This is a genomic window from Peptoniphilus lacrimalis DSM 7455 (genome assembly GCF_000378725.1).
GTDB lineage: Bacteria > Bacillota > Clostridia > Tissierellales > Peptoniphilaceae > Peptoniphilus_A > Peptoniphilus_A lacrimalis.
On record NZ_KB900370.1, the window covers coordinates 35,454 to 55,971 of the forward strand.

Here is a 20,518-nt window from a genome sequence, read left to right on the forward strand (position 1 = left end):
TAATGAAGGATACAGTTATAAGTGTAAAGAATTTAACTATTGCTTATAATGACAAACCTGTATTATGGGATAATAATATAGATTTTGTAAAGAATTCTATTACCGCCATAGTTGGACCTAATGGAGCAGGGAAATCTACTCTTTTAAAAGGTATTTTAGGTTTAAAAAAAATCCTTTCCGGGAAGATTGAGATTGAAGGCAAAAACTTGAAGGATGTGAAGAAAGAAATTGCTTATATACCTCAATCTTCTTCTGTTAATTGGGATTTTCCAACAACGGTTTTTGATGTGGTTTTAATGGGGCGATATGTTCATTGTGGTTGGATTAAAAGACCTAATAAAAGCGATAAGAAAAAAGCCCTTGATGCAATAGAAAAAATAGGTTTAAGTCAATATAGAGATAGGCAGATATCACAGCTTTCGGGAGGTCAAAAGCAAAGAGTTTTTATTGCAAGAGCAATTGCATCTGATGCAAATATATATTTTATGGATGAACCTTTGGCAGGTGTTGATAAAAAAACTGAAGGAATTATCATGGAATTTTTGAGGGATTCACAAAAAATGGGAAAAACCTCTATAGTTGTTCATCATGATTTAAATACTATAAAAAAATATTTTGACCATTTGGTAATTATTAACAAAAGAATAATTGCTCAGGGTCTTGTAAATAATGTTTTTACAAGCGAATATATTGAGATGGCTTTTGGAGGGGAATTTCTTGTTTAAATATGAAGTTATAAGTTCTTATGCATTTTTAGTTGTAGCTTTAGGAACCTTATTTTTATCAATTGCGGCTGCAAGTCTTGGAACTATTACAGTTTTAAAGGGTCAATCTTTAATTGGAGATGCAATAGGGCATAGCAGTTTTCCAGGACTTGTACTTGCTTTTATTTTATTTGAAAGAAGAGAGCCTTTAATTCTTCTTTTGGGAGCAATTTTTTCCGGGTCTATAGCTTTTATATTGATACAAATTGTAAATAAAAATACAAAAATCAGCCTAGATACAATTTTAGCCGTCGTTTTATCAACTTTTTTTGGTATGGGTATGGTTTTGAAATCCTATATTCAAGGAAATCCCAATTTTCTTAAAGCTTCACAATCTGGCTTGCAAAATTATATTTTTGGTCAAGCTGCGTATATGCTTATGGCGGATGTGAAACTCATATCTATAATTTCTTTATTATCATTACTACTTATTGGAATTTTTTACAAGGAGATTAAACTTTTTGTTTTTGATGAAGTTTATGCTCAAAGTATAGGCATAAATTGTAAGATAGTTTATGGGATTATTATGCTATGTTCTATGAGTGTTATTGGTGCAGGCTTAAAGCTTGTTGGGGCGATTTTAATTTCTTCTCTTTTAATTGTACCAGCTATAACTGCCTTGCAATGGTCTAATAATTTTTTTAAAGTTATGGTAATCGCATCTTTTGTGGGAGGATTTTCTGCCGTCACAGGAACTTATATTTCAACAGTTTATTCAGGAATGAGCACAGGACCGACTATTATTGTAACTATGACAATACTCGCATTTTTATCTCTGATATTCGGACCTAAAGGGTATTTGGCAACTTATAGGAAAAGGAGCAAATATAAATGAATAAAATGATTTTTTTAATACTTTTTATGACTTCTTTGTCCTGTAGTCTGATTGGAGTTTTTTTAATTTTTAGAAATTTATCTATGGTAACCGATGCCATAAGTCACAGTGTTCTTTTGGGAATAGTTTTAGCATATTTTGTCTGTGGTGATATTTCATCTAATTTTCTAATAATAGGAGCAGCAATATTTGGTCTTTTAACTGTTTTTGCCATTGAAACTTTATCGAGTACAGGTCTTGTTAAAAATGATGATGCAGTCGGAATAATCTTCCCCTTATTCTTTTCATTGGCTGTAATACTTATATCTAAATATGCAAGAAATGTTCATATAGACACTGATGTTGTTTTGATGGGAGAAGTTATTTTAGCACCTTTAAATACTGTAAATATTTTATCTATAGAAGTTCCAAAGGCACTAATATCATCAAGTTTAATTTTACTTATTAATTTAACTTTTATTACTGTATTTTATAAAGAGCTTAAACTTACAACTTTTGATCCGGATTTTTCAACAATAAGTGGATTTTCTTCTTTAATGTTATTTTACTCTTTAATGGCACTAAGTTCTTTAACAGCGGTTGTATCCTTTGACTCAGTCGGGGCAATATTAGTTATATCCTTTTTCATAGTTCCAGGTGCTACTGCATTTTTATTAACAACGAAATTAAAAAATTTATTAATTTTATCTGCTTTATTTTCTTTAATAAGTTCTTATTTAGGTTTTATTTTTGGATATGCCTTTAATGTATCAATGGCAGGGATGACTGCCACAGTATCAGGAATCTTATTTTTCTTAGTTCTATTATTTAACAAAAGAGGTTTGATAACAGAAATTTTTCTAAGACGAAAAAATAAACAATTAGTAAAAATTCATCTGCTTTTAATCTATATTGGTGATAGTGCACAAGAAGAAGATGCTCAAAATAAGCTTGGTTTTGCAACAATAAATACTTATCTGAACTGGGATAATAAAACTTTAGAAAAAGTTTTGGAGTATTTAACAAAAAAATCTTACATAGATAGAGATTGTAAGAAAAAAATGTATAATTTAAATACTAAAGGTGTTGAAAAATACAGGGAACTTTTAAGAGATTATAATTTATGTTAGGGATTTAACCAATTAATATCTTGACAAAGAATAAAAAAAGCAATAAAATAAAAAAAAACCGAAGAAGTTTTTTTCATAATGGCAGAAATAATTTCTGCCATTTTTTATTGTTAATAGGCAAGTTTCTCAAACGTCCACAATATTTTACTAGGATGGTATGAAGGGAATCTAATTGTAGGAGGATAATGAATGAAGACCACTGAAAATTTTGGAGTTAAAGTTTTTAATAAGGAAAAGATGAAAGAAAAACTACCTTATCCAATATACTTAAAATGGAAAGATGCTCAAAGGGTAGAAAAAGATTTAGATAAGGAGAGTGCTGATGCCATTGCTCATGCCATGAAAGATTGGGCTATTGCAAATGGAGCAACACATTTTGCACATTGGTTTCAACCCTTAAATGGTCATACTGCAAAAAAATATGTAGCATTTTTAGATAGGACAGTTGACGGAGATCCTATTGAAAGATTTTCTGGAAAAGAATTAATAAAAGGAGAGCCTGATGCTTCATCTTTCCCATCTGGAGGTATGCGTTCAACCTTTGAAGCAAGAGGCTACACTTACTGGGATTTAACTGCAAATTCTTTTATTATTGGAAATGTTTTATATATTCCAACAATTTTCATGTCTTATTATGGAGAAAAACTTGACAAGAGAGGACCTCTTTTGGATTCTTGCAATATTCTATCTGATGTAGGAAGGGATATTGTAAATTTATTTTCAGATACTCACGCTTACAGGATGCGTGTTAAGGTTGGTTTGGAACAAGAATTTTTCTTAGTTGATAAAAAACTTTATGATAAAAGATCTGATCTTATAAACATTGGAAGAACTCTCGTGGGAGCCCCATCACCAAAGGGTCAAGAGTTTGAGGATAGATATTTTGGTCAAATTCCAAAAAGAGTAGAAGAATTTTATAAGGATGTAGATAAAAGGCTTTGGGAACTGGGCATTTATTCAAAAACAGAACATAATGAAAATGCACCATTGCAATTTGAGTTGGCAAGTATTTTTGAAAATGCCAATGTAGCAATTGACGATAACCTTTTATGCATGAATATTTTAAAAGAAGAAGCTTTAAAGCATGGTATGGTATGTCTACTACATGAAAAGCCCTTTGATGGAGTAAATGGTAGTGGTAAGCATAACAATTATTCTATAACTACAAACTATGGTCTTAACTGCTTTGAACCAGGCGAAGACCCCTACAATAACAATGTTTTTCTACTTTTTACAGCAGCTATTATAAAAGTTTGCCATAAATATCAAACTTTGCTTAGATTATGCTCATCTTCTCCGTCAAATGACTACAGATTAGGTGGTCTTGAAGCTCCACCGGCAATTATTTCCGTATTTTTGGGATCTGATTTGGAAGATTTATTTAATGCCATCAGGGATGATGAAGAGTATAGTAATGATTCAAAAAGTAAATTTAGAGCCTACTCTTTAAAGGACATACCTCTTGATGCATCTGACAGAAATAGGACTTCTGCCATGTCTTTTACAGGAAATAAGTTTGAATTTAGAATGCTTGGTTCTTCAAAAAATGCTTCTGATATTAATATATGTCTTAATGCAGCAATGGCTGAAGTTTTGGGTGAAATGAAAGATATACTTATGCCTTATAAAGATGACAAGATTAATTTGAGAAAAAAAGTTCTTGAAATTATTAAAGATGTTATGAAAAAACATGGAGATATTGTTTATTCAGGCGATAATTATTCAAAAGAATGGAAAGAAGAAGCTATAAAAAGAGGATTAAAAAATCACAAAAATTATTTAGAAGCCCTTTTAGATGCAAAAAATTTGGATTTGAAAAAGATTTTTATTGATTCAAATATCTTTACCTCTAATGAATTGAGAGCTTTATATGAAATTTCATGTAAGGAAATTATTAATTATAATTTACTTGAAGTTAAGACACTTCTTTCTATGCTGACTAAGGATATCTGCCAATCTTTGCAAAGTGAGCTTAGAGATATAGAAGAGATTTTAAAATTTACTGAAAACAAGGAATTAAAGAAAATATATGATACAATTAATAATTGTTTAAGTGATTTATATAATAAATATTTTGATTTAAAACTTTCTTATGAACACGCTGTTAAGATTGAAAATTTAGAAGACAAGGCTAAATTCACACAAAATGATTTGCACGAAAAAGTGCTAGATATAAGAGAAGTTTCTGATAAAGTTGAAGTTTTAATAAGTAGGAAGAATTTAAATCTTCCCACTTATGAAGATATGTTTAATTCATTAGATTAGGAGGAAATATGACAAAATATATTTTTGTAACAGGAGGAGTTGTTTCAGGAATAGGCAAGGGAATTTCTGCAGCTTCTATTGGAAGGCTTTTAAAAGATAGAGGTCTGAGCGTTTTTATGCAAAAATTTGACCCATATCTAAATATTGACCCAGGAACAATGAGTCCTTATCAACATGGAGAAGTTTTTGTAACCTATGATGGAGCAGAAACAGACCTTGACTTAGGTCATTATGAAAGATTCATTGATGAGGAACTTACTAAGGAAGCAAGCATAACTACAGGAAAGATATATTCAAAAGTTATAGCAAGGGAAAGAAGAGGAGATTATAATGGTGCAACGGTTCAAGTTATTCCTCATATAACTGATGCTATAAAAAATTCAGTTTATAAAGCTGCAAAAGAATCAAAGGCAGATGTTGTGATAACAGAAATTGGTGGAACTGTTGGAGATATTGAATCTCTACCTTTTTTAGAAGCCATTAGACAAATTCACTCAGAAAATAAAATTGAAGATGTTTTATTCGTTCATACGGTTTTAGTACCAAATATACCAGGCTCTGACGAATTAAAAACAAAACCTACCCAACATTCATTTAAGGAATTAATGTCAAACGGAATAAAGACTGATGTAATAATAATTAGATCAAACGGGGTAATAACTGAATCAATAAAAGAAAAAATTTCACTGTTTTGTGATGTTCCTATGGAGGCTATAGTTCAATCTGAAAATGCTGAGCTTATCTATGAAGTACCAATTGTTTTTCATAGGCAAGGTCTTGATGAATATATTTTAAATAAACTGGACTTAAAAAATCAAAAAAAATCTGAATACAAATGGTCCAAAATGGTAGAAAGATTTAAGAAAGCCAAGGGAGAATTAAATATAGCTCTTGTAGGAAAGTATGTTAGCCTTCATGATGCGTACTTATCAGTAACTCAAGCTTTATTTGATGCAGGATATGAAAATGGATACAAGGTAAAAATAAAATGGATAGATTCTGAAGATGTTGAAAAAGATACATCAATTTTACAAGGAGTAAATGGAATTATAGTTCCTGGTGGTTTTGGTCAAAGAGGAACTGAAGGAATGATTTTAACTTCAAAATTTGCAAGAGAAAACAAAATTCCTTACTTTGGAATCTGCTACGGTTTACAAATAGCACTTATTGACATAGCTAGAAATAAATTAGGGCTTAAAGGAGCCTCATCTACAGAAATTAATCCAGAAACACCATATCCAATAATAGATTTATTGGAAAATCAAAAATCTGTAGAAAACATAGGAGGAACTCTAAGACTTGGTAATTTTCCATGCTCATTAGAAGAAAATACTTTGGCAAGAAAATTGTATGGTAAGGAAAAAATTGAAGAACGTCACAGACATAGGTATGAATTTAATAATGACTTCAGAGGCCTTGTAAGAAAAGCAGGGGTAGAATTTTCTGGTATAAATGAAGATTTAGATCTTGTAGAAATAATAGAGTGTAAAGACCATCCATTTTTCTTAGCTTGCCAATTTCATCCGGAATTCAAATCAAGACCTACAAAAATTCACCCATTATTTAACGGATTTATAAGAGCAAGTATTGAAAATAAAAAACAAATAAATAAATAAAAATAATTTAATTTGCAGGATTTATCTCCTGCATTTTTTATTTCAAAAATATTTTATTTAAACTCTATCGGGCTTAATTACCAGTAAGAGGGACACTATTATCTATATAACATATTATCAATTTAAACTTTAACTCTATAAATATATAAATTAAACAGTTGAACTTTTTAAAATTTAAAAATATATCTTCTAATTGGTCAAAAATAGTGTTATAATTAGGAAAAATTTTTTTAAAAATGGGGGGAAAATTATGAAAAAGAAAATTTTATTTGCATTATTAGCCTTTATGCTAGTTTTAACAGCATGTGGTACTACTGATAATGTCAATGAAGCAAGTAAGGGCGAACAAGGAAAAGACTCGTCTGATGAAATTATTTTAAGAAGTATGGGACCAAAGACAGGAGCCGTTGCTATTTATGGAAAAACAACTGAAAACGGAATAAAACTTGCCATAGATGAAATTAATGAGGCTGGCGGAATAAACGGTAAAAAAATTAATTATGCAACTGGTGATGATAAGGGAGATTCAACTGAAGCTATGAATTTATATTCTAGATATGTTGAAGAAGGTGCTGATGGTATCATAGGTGCTGTTACATCAAAACCATCTTTGGCAATTGCTGAAAATTCACAAGAGGATAATATGCCAATTATTACCCCTACAGGAACAATGAATTCAATTACAGAAGGAAAACCTAACGTATTTAGAATTTGCTTTACAGACCCTGGTCAAGGAGTTATACTTGCAAATTTCGCTTCAAATAATTTGAAGGTAAAATCTGCAGCAGTTTTAAGAAACACTTCTTCAGACTATTCAAATGGAGTTGCTGATGCTTTCATTAAGCAAGCTAAAGAAAAAGGAATTCAAGTTGTAGCTGATGAAGGATATGGAGCTACAGATAAAGATTTTAAAGTTCAGCTTACAAATATAAAGTCAAAAAATCCTGAAGTAATACTTGTTCCAGATTATTATGAAAATGATGTTGTAATTGCAAAACAAGTTGCTGATTTAGGAATTAACGCAAAAATTCTTGGACCTGATGGATGGGATGGAGTGCTTTCAACAGTAGCACAAGGTGATGACAAAATACTTGAAAATTGTTATTTTACTAACCATTATTATGTTGATGACCAAAAAGAAGTTGTTAAGAATTTTGTTACAAATTATAGAAAAAAATACAATGAAGATCCATCTGCTTTCTCAGCCTTAGGTTATGATGCCGTTTATGTTTATAAAAATGCTTTTGAGAATGCAAAATCACTAAAGCATGAAGATGTTATAGAAGCTTTGAAAAATACTACAACTGATGGAGTTACAGGCTCACTTAAATTTGATGAGAATAATAATCCTATCAAATCTAGTGCAATCTTAACTATAAAAAACGGACAATATGTTTTAGATTCATTTGTAGAATAATAAAAAGTGGGCAGGTTTACTGCCCTTTTTTTGGAGGTATTATGGGATTCATATTACAAATAATAAACGGGCTTTCCCTTGGCTCAATCTATGCTCTAGTAGCTTTGGGATACACAATGGTATATGGTATTGCCTTATTAATAAATTTTGCTCATGGTGAAATAATAATGATAGGTGCTTATACTGTTGTCTTTTCAACAACATTATGTTTAGCAAAAATTGGTGCACCCTTGTGGTTATCAATTATACCAGCGGTTATTTTATGCACAATTTTAGGACTTTTCATTGAAAGGGTAGCTTACAGACCTCTAAGAAATTCTCCAAGAATTTCAAATTTAATTACAGCTATAGGCGTTTCATTATTTTTACAAAACATTGTAATGTTATTTTTTGGTGCTGGAGCTATGTCTACTCAATCTTTATTTAAAACTCAGATAGTAAAATTAGTCTCATTAGAAATTCCTTTTATTTCTCTTATAACCATAGTGATAACTGCAATTTTAACAGTAGCACTTCAATATTTTATGACTAGAACTAAGATGGGAAAAGCTTTAATTGCCACATCTGAAGATTCTAAAGCTGCACAACTTGTAGGCATAAATGTTGATAATGCTATGGTATTAACTTTTGGAATTGGTTCGGCTCTTGCAGGAGTTGCGGCAGTCTTATATATGGGCACTTATGCACAAGCTCAGCCTTTAATGGGTTCAATGCTTGGAATAAAAGCTTTTACAGCAGCAGTTATTGGTGGAATAGGTTTAGTTCCAGGTGCAGTTATAGGTGGACTATTACTTGGAATAGTTGAAGCTTTGACACGTGCTTATCTATCATCAAAACTTGCAGATGCTATTGTATTTTCCATTCTTATAATTGTACTTTTAATTAAACCAACAGGTCTTTTAGGGAAAAATGTAAAGGAAAAGGTGTAGGCATGAAAAGAAAAAATATATTAACTTATATATTAGCTTTTTTACTTTTAATAGGTCTTTATGGAATAATTTTATTTTTAAATAGACAAGGAATTATAAATAGATATTCATTAACTGTTTTGAGAATGGTAGCTATTAACATAATTTTAGCTACATCTTTAAATATAACAGTAGGTAACTTGGGTCAAATCACCCTTGGTCATGCTGGATTTATGTCAATTGGTGCATATAGTGCAGCTTTATTTGCAAAATCAGCTATTGTTCCAGGAATGGCAGGATATATATTGAGCCTTTTCTTTGGTGGATTCGTTGCATTTATTTTTGGAATTATTATTGGTTTACCTGCCTTAAGATTAAAAGGAGATTATTTAGCTATTGTAACTCTTGCCTTTGGTGAAATTATAAGAGTTTTGATAGAATATTTTAATTTTACAGGTGGAGCACAAGGTTTAAGCGGCATTCCAATGATGAAAAGTTTTGATATCATCTATGTAATCATGATAATATGCGTAACCTTAATGTATTCTGTCATGACAAGTAGACATGGCAGGGCGGTCTTATCTATAAGAGAAGATGAAATAGCATCTGAAGCATCTGGCATAAATGTAACATTTTACAAAACTTTTGCTTTTTCACTTTCAGCTTTTTTTGCTGGTCTTGCTGGAGCCATTTATGCACAAAATATTGGGGTAATTGATGCTAAAATTTTTGACTATAACAAATCTTTCGATATTTTAGTTATGGTTGTACTAGGAGGTATGGGTTCTTTTACCGGTTCTGTAATTTCAGCAACAGTTCTTACTATAATTCCTGAAATTTTGAGGTCATTTGCTTCATATAGAATGGTAATTTACTCATTAGTATTGATAGTTATGATGATATTTAGACCAGTTGGTTTGTTGGGAAGAAAAGAATTCTCACTTCATAAAGTTTTTGATATTATAACTAGCTCGGATAAGAGAAAATTTTTAAGAGCGAAGGGTGATGAACATGAATAAAGTTTTGGAATGCAAAGATGTAGGCATAGAATTTGGTGGTTTAAAGGCTGTAAATAAATTTAACCTTACAATAGAAAAAGGAGAACTTTTAGGTCTTATAGGTCCTAATGGTGCAGGAAAAACTACTGTTTTTAATATGATCACAGGTGTTTACAATCCAACAGAAGGAGAAATTTTTCTTAACGGTTCAAAAATAAGCGGTTTGGGAGTTTATAAAATTGTAAAAATGGGAATAGCCAGAACTTTTCAAAATATAAGGCTTTTTCAAAAGATGACTGTGCTTGAAAATGTAAAAGTTGCATCTAATAGACAGATGTCTTATGGAGTTTTTACTGGGATGTTTAGACTTCCAAAATATTGGAAAGAAGAAAATGAAATCAATGAAAAAGCAATTGAAATGCTTAAAATATTTGATTTAGACAGATATTGGTCATTACCTGCTGAATCCTTATCTTATGGTCAACAAAGAAAACTTGAAATTGCAAGAGCAATGGCAACAAAACCATCTCTTCTATTATTAGATGAACCAGCAGCAGGCATGAATCCGAAAGAAACTGAAGAACTGATGGAAACCATTAATTTAATAAGAGATAAATTTAACATAACAATATTGTTAATAGAACATGATATGAAACTTGTTCTTGGAATATGTCAAAGACTTATGGTATTAAACTATGGTCAAATCTTGCATCAAGGAGATCCAAAAGAAGTAATTAATAATCCTAAAGTTGTAGAAGCTTATTTGGGAGGTGTCAGAGGTGCTTAAGGTAAATAAATTAGATGTATATTATGGAAATATTCATGCTATAAAAGAAATCAATTTTCACGTAGAAGAGGGAGAAACAATATGCCTTGTTGGTGCAAATGGTGCAGGTAAAACCACAACCTTGCAAAGCATATCAGGTTTAATCCCTAAAAGTGGAAAATTAGAATTTATGGGAAATAATATTTCAAAATTAAAAGCTAATCAAATTACAGCACTTGGTATTGCACAAGTTCCAGAAGGAAGAAGAGTATTTACTGGTCTTTCAGTTTATGATAATTTGCATCTGGGTTCTTTTTTAATAAAGGAAGATAATACAAAAATTTTAAATAGAATTTATCAAATGTTCCCAATACTAGAAGAAAGAAAAAATCAGTTAGCAGGAACTTTATCTGGTGGAGAACAACAGATGCTTGCTATGGGTAGAGCTTTAATGTCAAGACCTAAACTTTTACTTCTAGATGAACCTTCCATGGGTCTTTCACCCTTATATGTTGAAAAAATTTTCAAAGTAATAGAAATGTTAAGAGAAGAAAAAATTACCATGCTGTTAGTTGAACAAAATGCAAATCTAGCACTTGAAGTATCTGATAGGGCCTATGTATTAGAAACAGGAAAAATTGTAAAAGAAGGTAGCGCTAAAGAACTTAAGAATGACCCAACAATAAAAACAGCATATTTAGGAGAATAAGTTTAAGATTATTAATCTTTTAGGTTAATAATCTTTTTTTTGAGAATATTTTTAAAAAAAATTAATTTCTAAATACTGGTACAAATTTGATATTAAAAATATAAATAAGTCAAATAAAATCTATAATAAAAATGGGACGATCCCATAGGAAAGTCCCAAATTTAAAATTATTAATTTTTGAATTTTAATTAGTTTTCTCTAACTTTTGCCATTCCCTTATCTTGAACTTCTTTTAAAGCCTTAAAAGATTTTTCCATAAGTTCTTTTTCTTTTTCATCAAGTTCAACTTCAATTATTTTTTCTATTCCGTTACGTCCAATAACACAAGGCGTTCCCATATAAACTCCACTTAAGCCGTATTCACCTTCAAGGCAAGCACCAACTGTTATTATAGAATGAGAATCTTCAATAATATGTCTACAAATTCTAGCTAAAACAGTGGCAACTCCGTAGTAAGTTGCACCTTTATTTTCAATGATTCTGTAAGCAACGTCACGAACATTTGTATAAATTTTTTCTTTTGCAGCTTCTAAATCATCAGTTTTTTCTGCAATCCATTCAGTAGCTTTTTTACCGGCAATATTTGCGTTTGACCAACATGGAAAAGAAGAATCTCCGTGTTCACCCATAATATATGCTGTGATGTCACGACGATCAACACCAACAAATCTAGAAATTTCATCACAGAATCTTGCAGAGTCAAGGGATGTACCTGAAGAAATAACACGTTCTCTTGGGAATCCACTGAATTCTTTAACAGCATAAGATAAAATATCAACAGGGTTTGCTGCAACTAAGAATAATCCATCAAAACCTGACTTCATAATATTATCTACAACATCTTTTATAATTTTTAAGTTTTTATCAACTAATTGAAGTCTTGTTTCGCCTGGTTTTTGTGGAGCACCTGATGTAATAACTACAAGATCTGCATCCTTACAATCGCTGTAATCGGCTGAATAAATAAGTTTTGTAGAATTGTATGTTAAAACAGGATTTAAATCCATTGCATCGCCAATAGTTTTTTTCTTATTGATGTCAATAATTCCTAATTCTCTACCTAGACCCTTTAAAGTCATTGCAAAAGCAAAGCTTGAACCTACAGAGCCATCTCCAACTAAAATTACTTTAAAATTTGGGTTTTTAATCATCTTTTATACCTCCTAATGTTGCGAGATAATTATACCCTTATTGATTGATTTCGTCAAAAGGATTTTATAAAATATTATAAAACATTATATTACTATAAAATTTTATTATATATAAGAGGTGTATATATGGAAAAACTTTATTGCCAAAGGCTTATTTTAAGACTGCCAATTCCTGATGATGCTTATGATTTATATGAATATGGAAAAGATGACCAAGTGACAAAATTTTTGACTTGGGATTCTTATAAAGGTGTTAAAGATGCTGAAGAAATTTTAAAAATTTTCTCAGTTCAAGATGAAAAAGTGCCAAGATTTGCTATATATCACAAGGAAGATAAAAAAGTAATAGGAATTATTGAAGGAAGGATTAGACAAACAAATTCAAAAGATAGGTGTGCAGAGCTTGGATATGTTTTAAATAAAAATTATTGGTCCAAGGGTTATATGACTGAAGCTTGCAAAGAATTTATAAAATATTTATTTGAAAAGAAAAATATTCACAGAATAGAAGCCATGGCTGATGTGAGAAATATTGCATCACAAAAAGTTATGGAAAAATGCCTAATGACTTATGAAGGAACTTTGAGAGAATTATTTTTTAGAAAGGGTCAGTATGTGTCTTTTAAAATTTATTCAATCTTACAAGCTTAGAAAGAAAAAGTGAGGGTCTGTTAATAATTATCTTTAATTAAAAGTCTATATAGTGTAAAATAATTATGAGGAGATGAACCTTGGAGTATTGGGATCTTTATAATAAGAAGGGAAAATTAAAGCATAAAGTAATAAAAAAAGGTATGCCCATGAGAAAGGGCCAGTATCATTTGATATCTGAAGGTTGGATTTATAGGTCTGATAAAAAATTTATTATTCAGAGAAGATCTTTAGAAAAATCGAGTTTTCCTGGTATGTGGTATTGCTCTGCAGGTGGTTCCTGCATCAGTGGGGAAACTAGCAAAGAAGGAATGAAAAGAGAATTTTTTGAGGAGCTGGGTATAGATATACCTATTGAAGAGATTAGGCTAAAAAGGATAGTTACCGGCAAAAATTTTATTTTTCATATTTTCTTAGTTAGAAAAGATATAGATTTAGAAGATTTAACTTTGCAAAAAGAAGAGGTCATGGATGTGGCTCTAGCTACAGAAGAAGAAATTTTCCAAATGATAGACAAGAAAATTTTTATTTCTTTATCTTATTACAAAGATTTTTTTGACAAAATTAAAAATAATCGTCTCTAATTGAGGCGTTTTTTTATAGGAGGAAATTTATGAAGCTTTTTAATTCTTTGACTGGTAAAAAAGAAGAATTTTATCCAATTAATAGTGGAAAAGTAACAATGTATAATTGCGGACCTACTGTCTATAATTATATTCACGTTGGAAATGCAAGACCTATTGTTGTTTTTGACACTCTTAGAAGATATTTTCTATATAAAGGTTTGGATGTAAAATTTGTGCTTAACTTTACAGATATAGATGATAAGATAATTAATCGTGCCAATGAAGAGAACAAAACAACTGAACAAATAGCTGAAAAATATATAGAAGAGTTTAAAAAAGATGCAAGTGCCCTTGGTCTTTATGATTACCAAACAATAAATCCTCGTGCTACTCATGTTGTAGATCAGATGATTAGTTTTATACAAACTTTAATAGACAAGGGTGCGGCTTATGTTTCATCAGGTGATGTTTATTTTGATGTGAATTATGACAAAGAATATGGCAAACTTTCAGGAAAAAAGATTGAAGATTTAAGAGCGGGTTCTCGTGTAGATGTTTCAGATTTAAAAAGAAATCCTTATGACTTTGCTCTTTGGAAAAATAAGAAAGAAAATGAGCCATATTGGAAAGCACCATGGGGAGAAGGAAGACCAGGTTGGCACATTGAATGTTCAGTCATGGCAAAAACACTTTTAGGAGATACTATAGATATCCACACAGGTGGCGAAGATTTAAAATTTCCTCACCATGAAAATGAAATTGCCCAATCTGAAACGTGTAATGATGCACCTTTTGCAAGATTTTGGCTTCACAATGGAATGATAACTGTAAATAACGAAAAGATGAGTAAATCAAAGGGAAACTTCTTTACAGTTAGAGAAGTGTCAAAAGAATATGATTTAGAAATACTTAGATTTTTCCTTCTTACAACTTCTTATAGGGCACCAATTAATTTTTCAAGGGAAGTCATGAATCAAACAAAAAATGCACTTGAAAGGCTTTATAATGCTAAATATAAACTTGAAAAAGACATTGAACTTTCAAAAGAAAGAGATTTGACAGAAGATGAAAAGAAAATAGAAGAAAAATTCCAAACTCATAGACAAAGCTTTGAAAAAGCTATGGAAGATGATTTAAATACCGCAGATGCTATTACAGCTATATTTGATTTAGTTAAAGATATAAATGTTAATTTAGATGAAAATTCTGCAAAAAAATTATTGGAAGAAGGAATGTCTTTATTAAAAACTTTGACTAAAATTTTGGGTATCATGGAAAGAGAAAAAAATTGTGATGATTTAGATGAAGAAATTTTAAATCTTATCAAAGAAAGAGAAGATGCACGAAAAAATAAGGACTTTAAAAGAGCTGATGAGATTAGAGATGAATTGTTAGAAAAGGGTATAGAAATTAAAGATACCAGAAAGGGTATTGAGTGGAAAAGACTTTAAAAGACTTTTTAGCTTTTGGTAAAATTTATGATGAAAAGTCCATAAAAGAGCTAAATTCTCTTGCCCTAGCCTATGTGGGAGATGCAGTTTTTGAGCTTTTAGTGAGAACTATGGTTTTAAAGGGAAATATCCCCGCCCATAAACTTCATACTAAAAGTATAAAATATGTTCAGGCAAAGGGTCAAAAAGAATTGATAGAGAAAGTTTTGCAAAGCCTGAGTGAAGAAGAATTGGGCGTGTATAATAGGGGTAAAAATTCTAAACCTCATACTGTTGCAAAAAATCAAACACTTGGCGACTACATGGAAGCGACGGGTCTTGAGGCTCTTTTCGGATATTTATATTTACTTGATAGGCTTGATAGACTGGTAGAAATTTTTGGGGAGATGATAAATTGAAAGTCAAAATAATTGCTCATACTGAATTTCCTGAAGAAACTATAGCGAAAAGTGCCAAACTTTGTTATTCAAGAGTGGGTGTAGATGAGATTTCAGAAAAACTAGATGAAGATTCTACAAATAAATTTTTAAATATGCTTATGGGTTTTTCTCATATGTCACCTCTTGAACATGCATCTTTTACCTTTGCAGTAGAAGGAGTATCAAGAACTTTGACTCATCAACTTGTAAGGCACAGAATTGCTTCATACTCTCAACAATCTCAAAGGTATGTAAGATTAAATCATTTTGAGTATATAGTTCCACCACAAATTGAAAAAAATCCCAAGGCTAAGGAAATTTTTATCAGGACTATGGAAGAAGATCAAAAAGCCTATGATGATTTAGTGGAAATTTTAATTGAAGAAAATTCAAAAGAATATATAGAGATGGGACTTGACAAGGATAAGGCAAGAAAAAAAGTTGAAAAACAATCAATAGAAGATGCCAGATATGTTTTCCCTAATGCTTGTGAAACAAAAATTGTTTTCACAATGAATGTAAGGACCCTTTTACACTTCTTATCACTTAGATGTTGCAATAGGGCTCAGTGGGAAATAAGACAGATGGCTACAGAAATGCTTAGACAGTTAAAAGAGATTTCTCCAATTTTGTTTAAGAATGCAGGACCAGGTTGTGTTTATGGACCTTGTCCAGAAGGAAAAATGACTTGTGGAAAAGCAAAAGAAGTCAGAGAATTTTTTAAGAATTTAGGTGAAAAATGAGTTACATTTACGGAAGAGGACCTGTTATAGAGGCCTTAAAAAATAATAAAGTAGATAAAATTTATTTAGCCTCTCATGAAGGCTCAATCATTAAAATAAAGGCTATGGCAAAAGAAAAAAAAGTTCTAATCTCAAGCCTTTCAAAGGATAGGCTAGACAAAATGGCTCCAGGAAAAAATCATCAGGGAGTCGTGGCTCTTGTGAGCGGTTATGAATACAAAGATTTTCAAGAATTATTGGATGAAAATAAGGACAAAAAAGAATTTCGTCTATTAATTTTAGATAAGATGGAAGATCCCCACAATTTAGGAGCCATAGCAAGAAGTGCCTTATTTTTTAATTTTGACGGAATAATTATCCCAAAACATAGGGAAGCCTTAGTTAATGATACTGTTTATAAAACTTCTCAAGGGGCAGTTGATAATGTAAATATATGTCAGGTTACAAACCTAAGCCAAACTATAGAAAAATTAAAAAAATCAGGTTTTTGGATTTATGCAGCTCTTCTTGAAGGAGATAATATAAAAGATGTAGATTTTTCAGGTAAAGTTGCCATAATCATAGGAAATGAAGGAAAGGGAATAAGCGATAATTTAATAAAAGCTTCAGATTTTAAGGTAAAAATTCCGAATTTATCAGAATTTGATTCTCTAAATGCTTCTGTTGCAGCAGGAATAATTATGTATGAAGTGATAAGGTAATGTATAGAATTAGGTATGAAAAAGATAAAAATTATCTATTTGTAGATGCTTATAATATGATAAATTTTTGGCCGGATTTAGTTAAATTAAAGGATATAAATCTTGAAGATTCAAGAATTTGTTTTATAGATAAAATGATTGAATTTTCTCATTTTACGAAAGAAAAGATAATTCTTGTCTTTGATGCCTATTTAGTTAAGGGTTCTGGTGGAAAAATTTATAAAAAAGATGGTATAGTTATTGTTTTTACTAAGGAAAATGAGAGGGCAGACCATTATATTGAAAGAGAGCTTGATATGATAGGCAGACTTAGAAATGTTAGAGTTGCCACATCTGATGCTACAATTCAAGAAATTATTCTTTCAAGGGGAGGAACAAGAATTTCTGCAAGAGAACTTTTAGCGGAGATTGAAAACTCAAAAAAAGTTACCAAAAATCTACAGAAAAAACTCAAAGAAAAAAATTTATCTTCCTTTGATAAGAATGATATAAAAAAACTTAAAGATTTAAAAAATAATTTAAAGTAGGTGATGTGAAATGAATTATCAAGAATATGCAGAATATAGAGAAAAGTTCGTTGAGATGGTAGATGAGAAAAGACTTACTGAACTTAAAAATATTCTAGCAGACTTGAATGTGGTTGACACCGCTGAAATAATTGAAGATATGGAAGATACTTATCTTTTAATTTGTTTCAGAATGTTGGCTAAAGAAAAGGGTGCTGAAGTATTCTCTTTTATGGAACCCTATGACCAAAAGAGAATAATAAATAAGATTAATAACAGCGAGCTTGAAGAAATCCTAGATGAACTTGATTTTGATGATATGATTGATATCTTGGAAGAAATGCCTGCTAATGTTGTTACAAAAGTTCTTCAGAAATCAACTCCAGAAGAAAGAACAGAGATAAATAAATTTTTGATGTATGATAAAAATTCAGCCGGTTCCATAATGACCATAGAATATGTCTCTTTAAAAAGAGATTGGACTGTAGCAGAAGCCTTAGATCATATAAAAGAATTTGGAAAAGATAAAGAAATTATTTATACCTGTTATGTAGAAAGTGAGTATAAGCAATTGTTAGGATTTGTTTCCTTAAGAACTCTTGTGGTGGCGGATAAGGATGCTTTGATAAATGATATTATGGAAACTGATCTGGTTTACTTTTCTACATCTGATGATAAGGAAGAAGTTGCTCAAGCTTTCACAAGATATGGTTATATAGCAATTCCTGTTGTAGATAGAGAGCATAGACTTTGTGGTATTATAACATTCGATGATGTCATGGATATTGTTGAAGATGAAGCGACAGAAGATATTCACAAGATGGCAGCTATTAATCCATCTGAAGATGAATATTTGGACCAAACTCCATGGCAACTGGCAAAAAATAGAATACCATGGCTTCTTATTCTTATGATTTCTGCAACATTAACTTCTGGGATAATTACAAAATATAATTTTATTTTGAGTCAGTTTTTGATTTTGTCCTCATTTATACCAATGATAACAGACACAGGAGGAAATTCAGGTTCTCAATCATCAACAGTAGTAATAAGAGCAATAGCTACTGGAGAAATTGGATTAAGGGATGGAGTTGCTGTAATATTTAAAGAATTTAGAGTTGGTGTAATTTGTGGTGTTGTGCTTTCAGCAGTGAATTTTTTAAGATTATTGATCTTTACACAGGCTGATATAAAAATTTCGTTTTTAGTTTCTTTAACTATTTTATGTACAGTAATTCTTTCAAAATTAATGGGAGCAATTCTTCCATTATTTGCTGAAAGAATTAATCTCGACCCTGCCATTATGGCATCGGCTTTAATAACAACTATTATTGACTCTGTAGTTTTAGTTATTTATTTTGGCTTAGCATCAATTATACTTGGAATATAAAATAACCCGGCACTTAGCCGGGTTTTGATGATTTATTTATTAAACTTATCCTTTAAGTAGGAAATAATATCTAATGATTCGTAAAGAGCTTCTTCACCGATAAATAGACAAGGAACTTGTTTTTTACCACCATTTTCTATTAAGTAGTTGCGAGCTTCTTTATCCTTATCAATATTAATTAATTCCACACCACTGATGTTATTTTTTTCAATGTAGTCTTCAACTTTTTTGCAAAAGGGGCAAGTAGTGCCAACAAATAATCTTAAGTTTTCCAAAAAAATCCCTCCTTAATAAATTATTACCCAAGAAAAGCACTTTTAAAAAAGTATTATCTAAGGACTTACTTAAAACTTTTATGGAAACACAAATATTTTAATTACTTATATTTTTTGGTATAATAGCCTTTGATAAGGGGTGATTTTTTGAGTTTTTTAGACAATTTTCAAACAAACTTAGATGAAATAAGAAATAATTTAAATATTATAACAAAAAGACTTTCACAAAACACAAGAGAGATACGAGATATAGCAAAAATTAAGTTAGAGATTATAAAAGAAAAGAAAAATTTAAACAGTTTATACAAAGAATTGGGAACACATCATTACAAGCTATATAAAAATTTGGAAACCACCCTTAATGAAGATAATCAAATTGTAAAAATAGATATTTCTCTAGCAAGAATTAAATCTTTAGAAGATTCTATAAAAAGTCAAGGAAAAGACTCTATAGATTCAGGAATTTCTGGCTTATATATAATGGATAATAAAAAAGATAATGATGACTAATATAAAAAAATCTTTTGTAAAAATTAAAAATATTGATACAGCCTACATTAAAAGGCAGGGCGGAGAAAAAGTTGCCCTTGTTCTACATGGCTGGGGAGCAAATATAGAATCTGTTATGCCTATAATTAATTCTATACCACCTTCTTATACAGTCTATGCTTATGACGGACCGGGTTTTGGAGATAGTGAGAATCCGGATTATGTATATGGAACTTATGATTATTATGAATTTTTGAAAGAATTTTGTAGGCAATTTGATATTAAAAAGGCGAGTTTCATAGGTCATTCTTTTGGGGGCAAAACTTTAACGATTTTAGGTTCAAGAGATAAAGATTTAGTGGAAAAACTCATCTTAATTGATGCCTCAGGAATTATCCCTAAAAGAAAACTTTCATATTATGTTAAGGTATATACTTTTAAAACTTTAAAAAAATTATATTTATTGACCCATAAAAATGACAAAAATGCTTTGGAAAAATTTTATAAAAATCACGGCTCTGATGATTATCAAAATTCACAAGGGATTATGAGAAAAGTTTTTGTAAAAGTGGTGAATGAATCGACTTTAAAAGAGCTATCTGCAATAAAAGCCCAAACTCTTTTACTTTGGGGAGATAAGGACGATGCTACACCTCTTTATATGGGAAAAATTTTTGAAAAAGAAATAGAAAACTCTGGTCTTGTGGTTTTAAATGGTGGTCATTTTTCATATATTGATGATTTTGGAACTTTTAGGGCTGTCATTAATTCATTTTTAGGAGAATAGGA

General features: G+C 30.6%; 22 protein-coding genes. 20 read left to right on the forward strand and 2 right to left on the reverse strand.

All coding sequences use genetic code 11. The features are described from left to right. Window positions 1-2: 2 nt before the first annotated feature. The 10 genes from F594_RS0104135 (at window position 3) to F594_RS0104180 (ending at window position 11,387) form a co-directional block, all read left to right on the forward strand. Window positions 3-725: a metal ABC transporter ATP-binding protein gene (locus F594_RS0104135; protein ID WP_019034645.1), complete on the forward strand. Its 723-nt coding sequence runs from the start codon at window positions 3-5 to the stop codon at window positions 723-725. Next, window positions 718-1,599 carry a metal ABC transporter permease gene (locus F594_RS0104140; protein WP_019034646.1) on the forward strand — a complete coding sequence of 294 codons (882 nt, stop codon included), beginning with the start codon at window positions 718-720 and terminating at the stop codon, window positions 1,597-1,599. The genes F594_RS0104135 and F594_RS0104140 overlap by 8 nt, the downstream gene beginning before the upstream one ends. Beyond that, entirely contained in the window at window positions 1,596-2,708 is a 1,113-nt protein-coding gene (locus F594_RS0104145; protein ID WP_004824450.1) for a metal ABC transporter permease, read from the forward strand. The genes F594_RS0104140 and F594_RS0104145 overlap by 4 nt, the downstream gene beginning before the upstream one ends. A 189-nt stretch (window positions 2,709-2,897) precedes the next feature. After that, on the forward strand, window positions 2,898-4,973 hold the full coding sequence (locus F594_RS0104150) for a glutamine synthetase III (RefSeq protein ID WP_019034647.1): 2,076 nt from the start codon (window positions 2,898-2,900) through the stop codon (window positions 4,971-4,973). 8 nt (window positions 4,974-4,981) lie between these two features. Beyond that, window positions 4,982-6,589, forward strand: a complete 1,608-nt coding sequence (locus F594_RS0104155) for a CTP synthase (RefSeq protein WP_019034648.1) — start codon at window positions 4,982-4,984, stop codon at window positions 6,587-6,589. Window positions 6,590-6,839: 250 nt separating this feature from the next. Next, window positions 6,840-8,006 carry an ABC transporter substrate-binding protein gene (locus F594_RS0104160; RefSeq protein ID WP_019034649.1) on the forward strand — a complete coding sequence of 389 codons (1,167 nt, stop codon included), beginning with the start codon at window positions 6,840-6,842 and terminating at the stop codon, window positions 8,004-8,006. Window positions 8,007-8,047: 41 nt separating this feature from the next. Beyond that, a complete protein-coding gene (locus F594_RS0104165; RefSeq protein ID WP_019034650.1) occupies window positions 8,048-8,935 on the forward strand; it encodes a branched-chain amino acid ABC transporter permease in 888 nt (295 codons plus the stop codon). A gap of 2 nt (window positions 8,936-8,937) precedes the next feature. After that, the gene (locus tag F594_RS0104170; RefSeq protein WP_019034651.1) at window positions 8,938-9,933 is read left to right on the forward strand and encodes a branched-chain amino acid ABC transporter permease; all 996 of its coding nucleotides are present in this window, start codon (window positions 8,938-8,940) and stop codon (window positions 9,931-9,933) included. Next, window positions 9,926-10,699 carry an ABC transporter ATP-binding protein gene (locus F594_RS0104175; RefSeq protein WP_004824447.1) on the forward strand — a complete coding sequence of 258 codons (774 nt, stop codon included), beginning with the start codon at window positions 9,926-9,928 and terminating at the stop codon, window positions 10,697-10,699. The genes F594_RS0104170 and F594_RS0104175 overlap by 8 nt, the downstream gene beginning before the upstream one ends. Then, on the forward strand, window positions 10,692-11,387 hold the full coding sequence (locus F594_RS0104180; RefSeq protein ID WP_019034652.1) for an ABC transporter ATP-binding protein: 696 nt from the start codon (window positions 10,692-10,694) through the stop codon (window positions 11,385-11,387). Before F594_RS0104175 ends, F594_RS0104180 begins: the two co-directional genes overlap by 8 nt. A 188-nt stretch (window positions 11,388-11,575) precedes the next feature. On the opposite strand, the gene F594_RS0104185 is transcribed toward F594_RS0104180, so the two are convergent. Next, window positions 11,576-12,538, reverse strand: a complete 963-nt coding sequence (locus tag F594_RS0104185) for an L-lactate dehydrogenase (RefSeq protein ID WP_004824449.1) — start codon at window positions 12,536-12,538, stop codon at window positions 11,576-11,578. 126 nt (window positions 12,539-12,664) lie between these two features. Here F594_RS0104185 and F594_RS0104190 point away from each other — a divergent pair, with 126 nt between their 5' ends. The 8 genes from F594_RS0104190 (at window position 12,665) to mgtE (ending at window position 18,965) form a co-directional block, all read left to right on the forward strand. Beyond that, window positions 12,665-13,189, forward strand: coding sequence for a GNAT family N-acetyltransferase (locus F594_RS0104190; protein ID WP_019034653.1), 525 nt, complete (start codon window positions 12,665-12,667; stop codon window positions 13,187-13,189). Between the two features lie 80 nt (window positions 13,190-13,269). Further along, window positions 13,270-13,773, forward strand: coding sequence for an NUDIX hydrolase (locus F594_RS0104195; RefSeq protein ID WP_004824430.1), 504 nt, complete (start codon window positions 13,270-13,272; stop codon window positions 13,771-13,773). 29 nt (window positions 13,774-13,802) lie between these two features. After that, window positions 13,803-15,206, forward strand: coding sequence for a cysteine--tRNA ligase (gene cysS, locus F594_RS0104200; RefSeq protein WP_019034654.1), 1,404 nt, complete (start codon window positions 13,803-13,805; stop codon window positions 15,204-15,206). Next, window positions 15,191-15,604 carry a Mini-ribonuclease 3 gene (locus tag F594_RS0104205; protein ID WP_019034655.1) on the forward strand — a complete coding sequence of 138 codons (414 nt, stop codon included), beginning with the start codon at window positions 15,191-15,193 and terminating at the stop codon, window positions 15,602-15,604. The genes cysS and F594_RS0104205 overlap by 16 nt, the downstream gene beginning before the upstream one ends. Next, a complete protein-coding gene (thyX, locus tag F594_RS0104210; RefSeq protein WP_019034656.1) occupies window positions 15,601-16,368 on the forward strand; it encodes an FAD-dependent thymidylate synthase in 768 nt (255 codons plus the stop codon). The genes F594_RS0104205 and thyX overlap by 4 nt, the downstream gene beginning before the upstream one ends. After that, window positions 16,365-17,069, forward strand: a complete 705-nt coding sequence (gene rlmB / locus F594_RS0104215; protein ID WP_019034657.1) for a 23S rRNA (guanosine(2251)-2'-O)-methyltransferase RlmB — start codon at window positions 16,365-16,367, stop codon at window positions 17,067-17,069. Before thyX ends, rlmB begins: the two co-directional genes overlap by 4 nt. Further along, window positions 17,069-17,596 carry an NYN domain-containing protein gene (locus tag F594_RS0104220; RefSeq protein ID WP_019034658.1) on the forward strand — a complete coding sequence of 176 codons (528 nt, stop codon included), beginning with the start codon at window positions 17,069-17,071 and terminating at the stop codon, window positions 17,594-17,596. The genes rlmB and F594_RS0104220 overlap by 1 nt, the downstream gene beginning before the upstream one ends. 10 nt (window positions 17,597-17,606) lie before the next feature. Next, the gene (gene mgtE / locus F594_RS0104225) at window positions 17,607-18,965 is read left to right on the forward strand and encodes a magnesium transporter (RefSeq protein ID WP_004824444.1); all 1,359 of its coding nucleotides are present in this window, start codon (window positions 17,607-17,609) and stop codon (window positions 18,963-18,965) included. A 32-nt stretch (window positions 18,966-18,997) separates the two neighbouring features. Here the strand turns inward: mgtE and F594_RS0104230 are convergent, their stop codons facing one another. Continuing rightward, complete coding sequence (locus F594_RS0104230) at window positions 18,998-19,240, reverse strand: glutaredoxin family protein (protein ID WP_009345301.1); 243 nt, start codon at window positions 19,238-19,240, stop codon at window positions 18,998-19,000. Window positions 19,241-19,387: 147 nt separating this feature from the next. Between F594_RS0104230 and F594_RS0104235 the strand changes: the two genes are divergently transcribed. Both F594_RS0104235 and F594_RS0104240 read left to right on the forward strand, forming a co-directional pair. Next, complete coding sequence (locus F594_RS0104235) at window positions 19,388-19,750, forward strand: hypothetical protein (protein WP_019034659.1); 363 nt, start codon at window positions 19,388-19,390, stop codon at window positions 19,748-19,750. Beyond that, on the forward strand, window positions 19,743-20,516 hold the full coding sequence (locus F594_RS0104240) for an alpha/beta fold hydrolase (protein WP_019034660.1): 774 nt from the start codon (window positions 19,743-19,745) through the stop codon (window positions 20,514-20,516). The genes F594_RS0104235 and F594_RS0104240 overlap by 8 nt, the downstream gene beginning before the upstream one ends. Window positions 20,517-20,518: the final 2 nt, after the last annotated feature.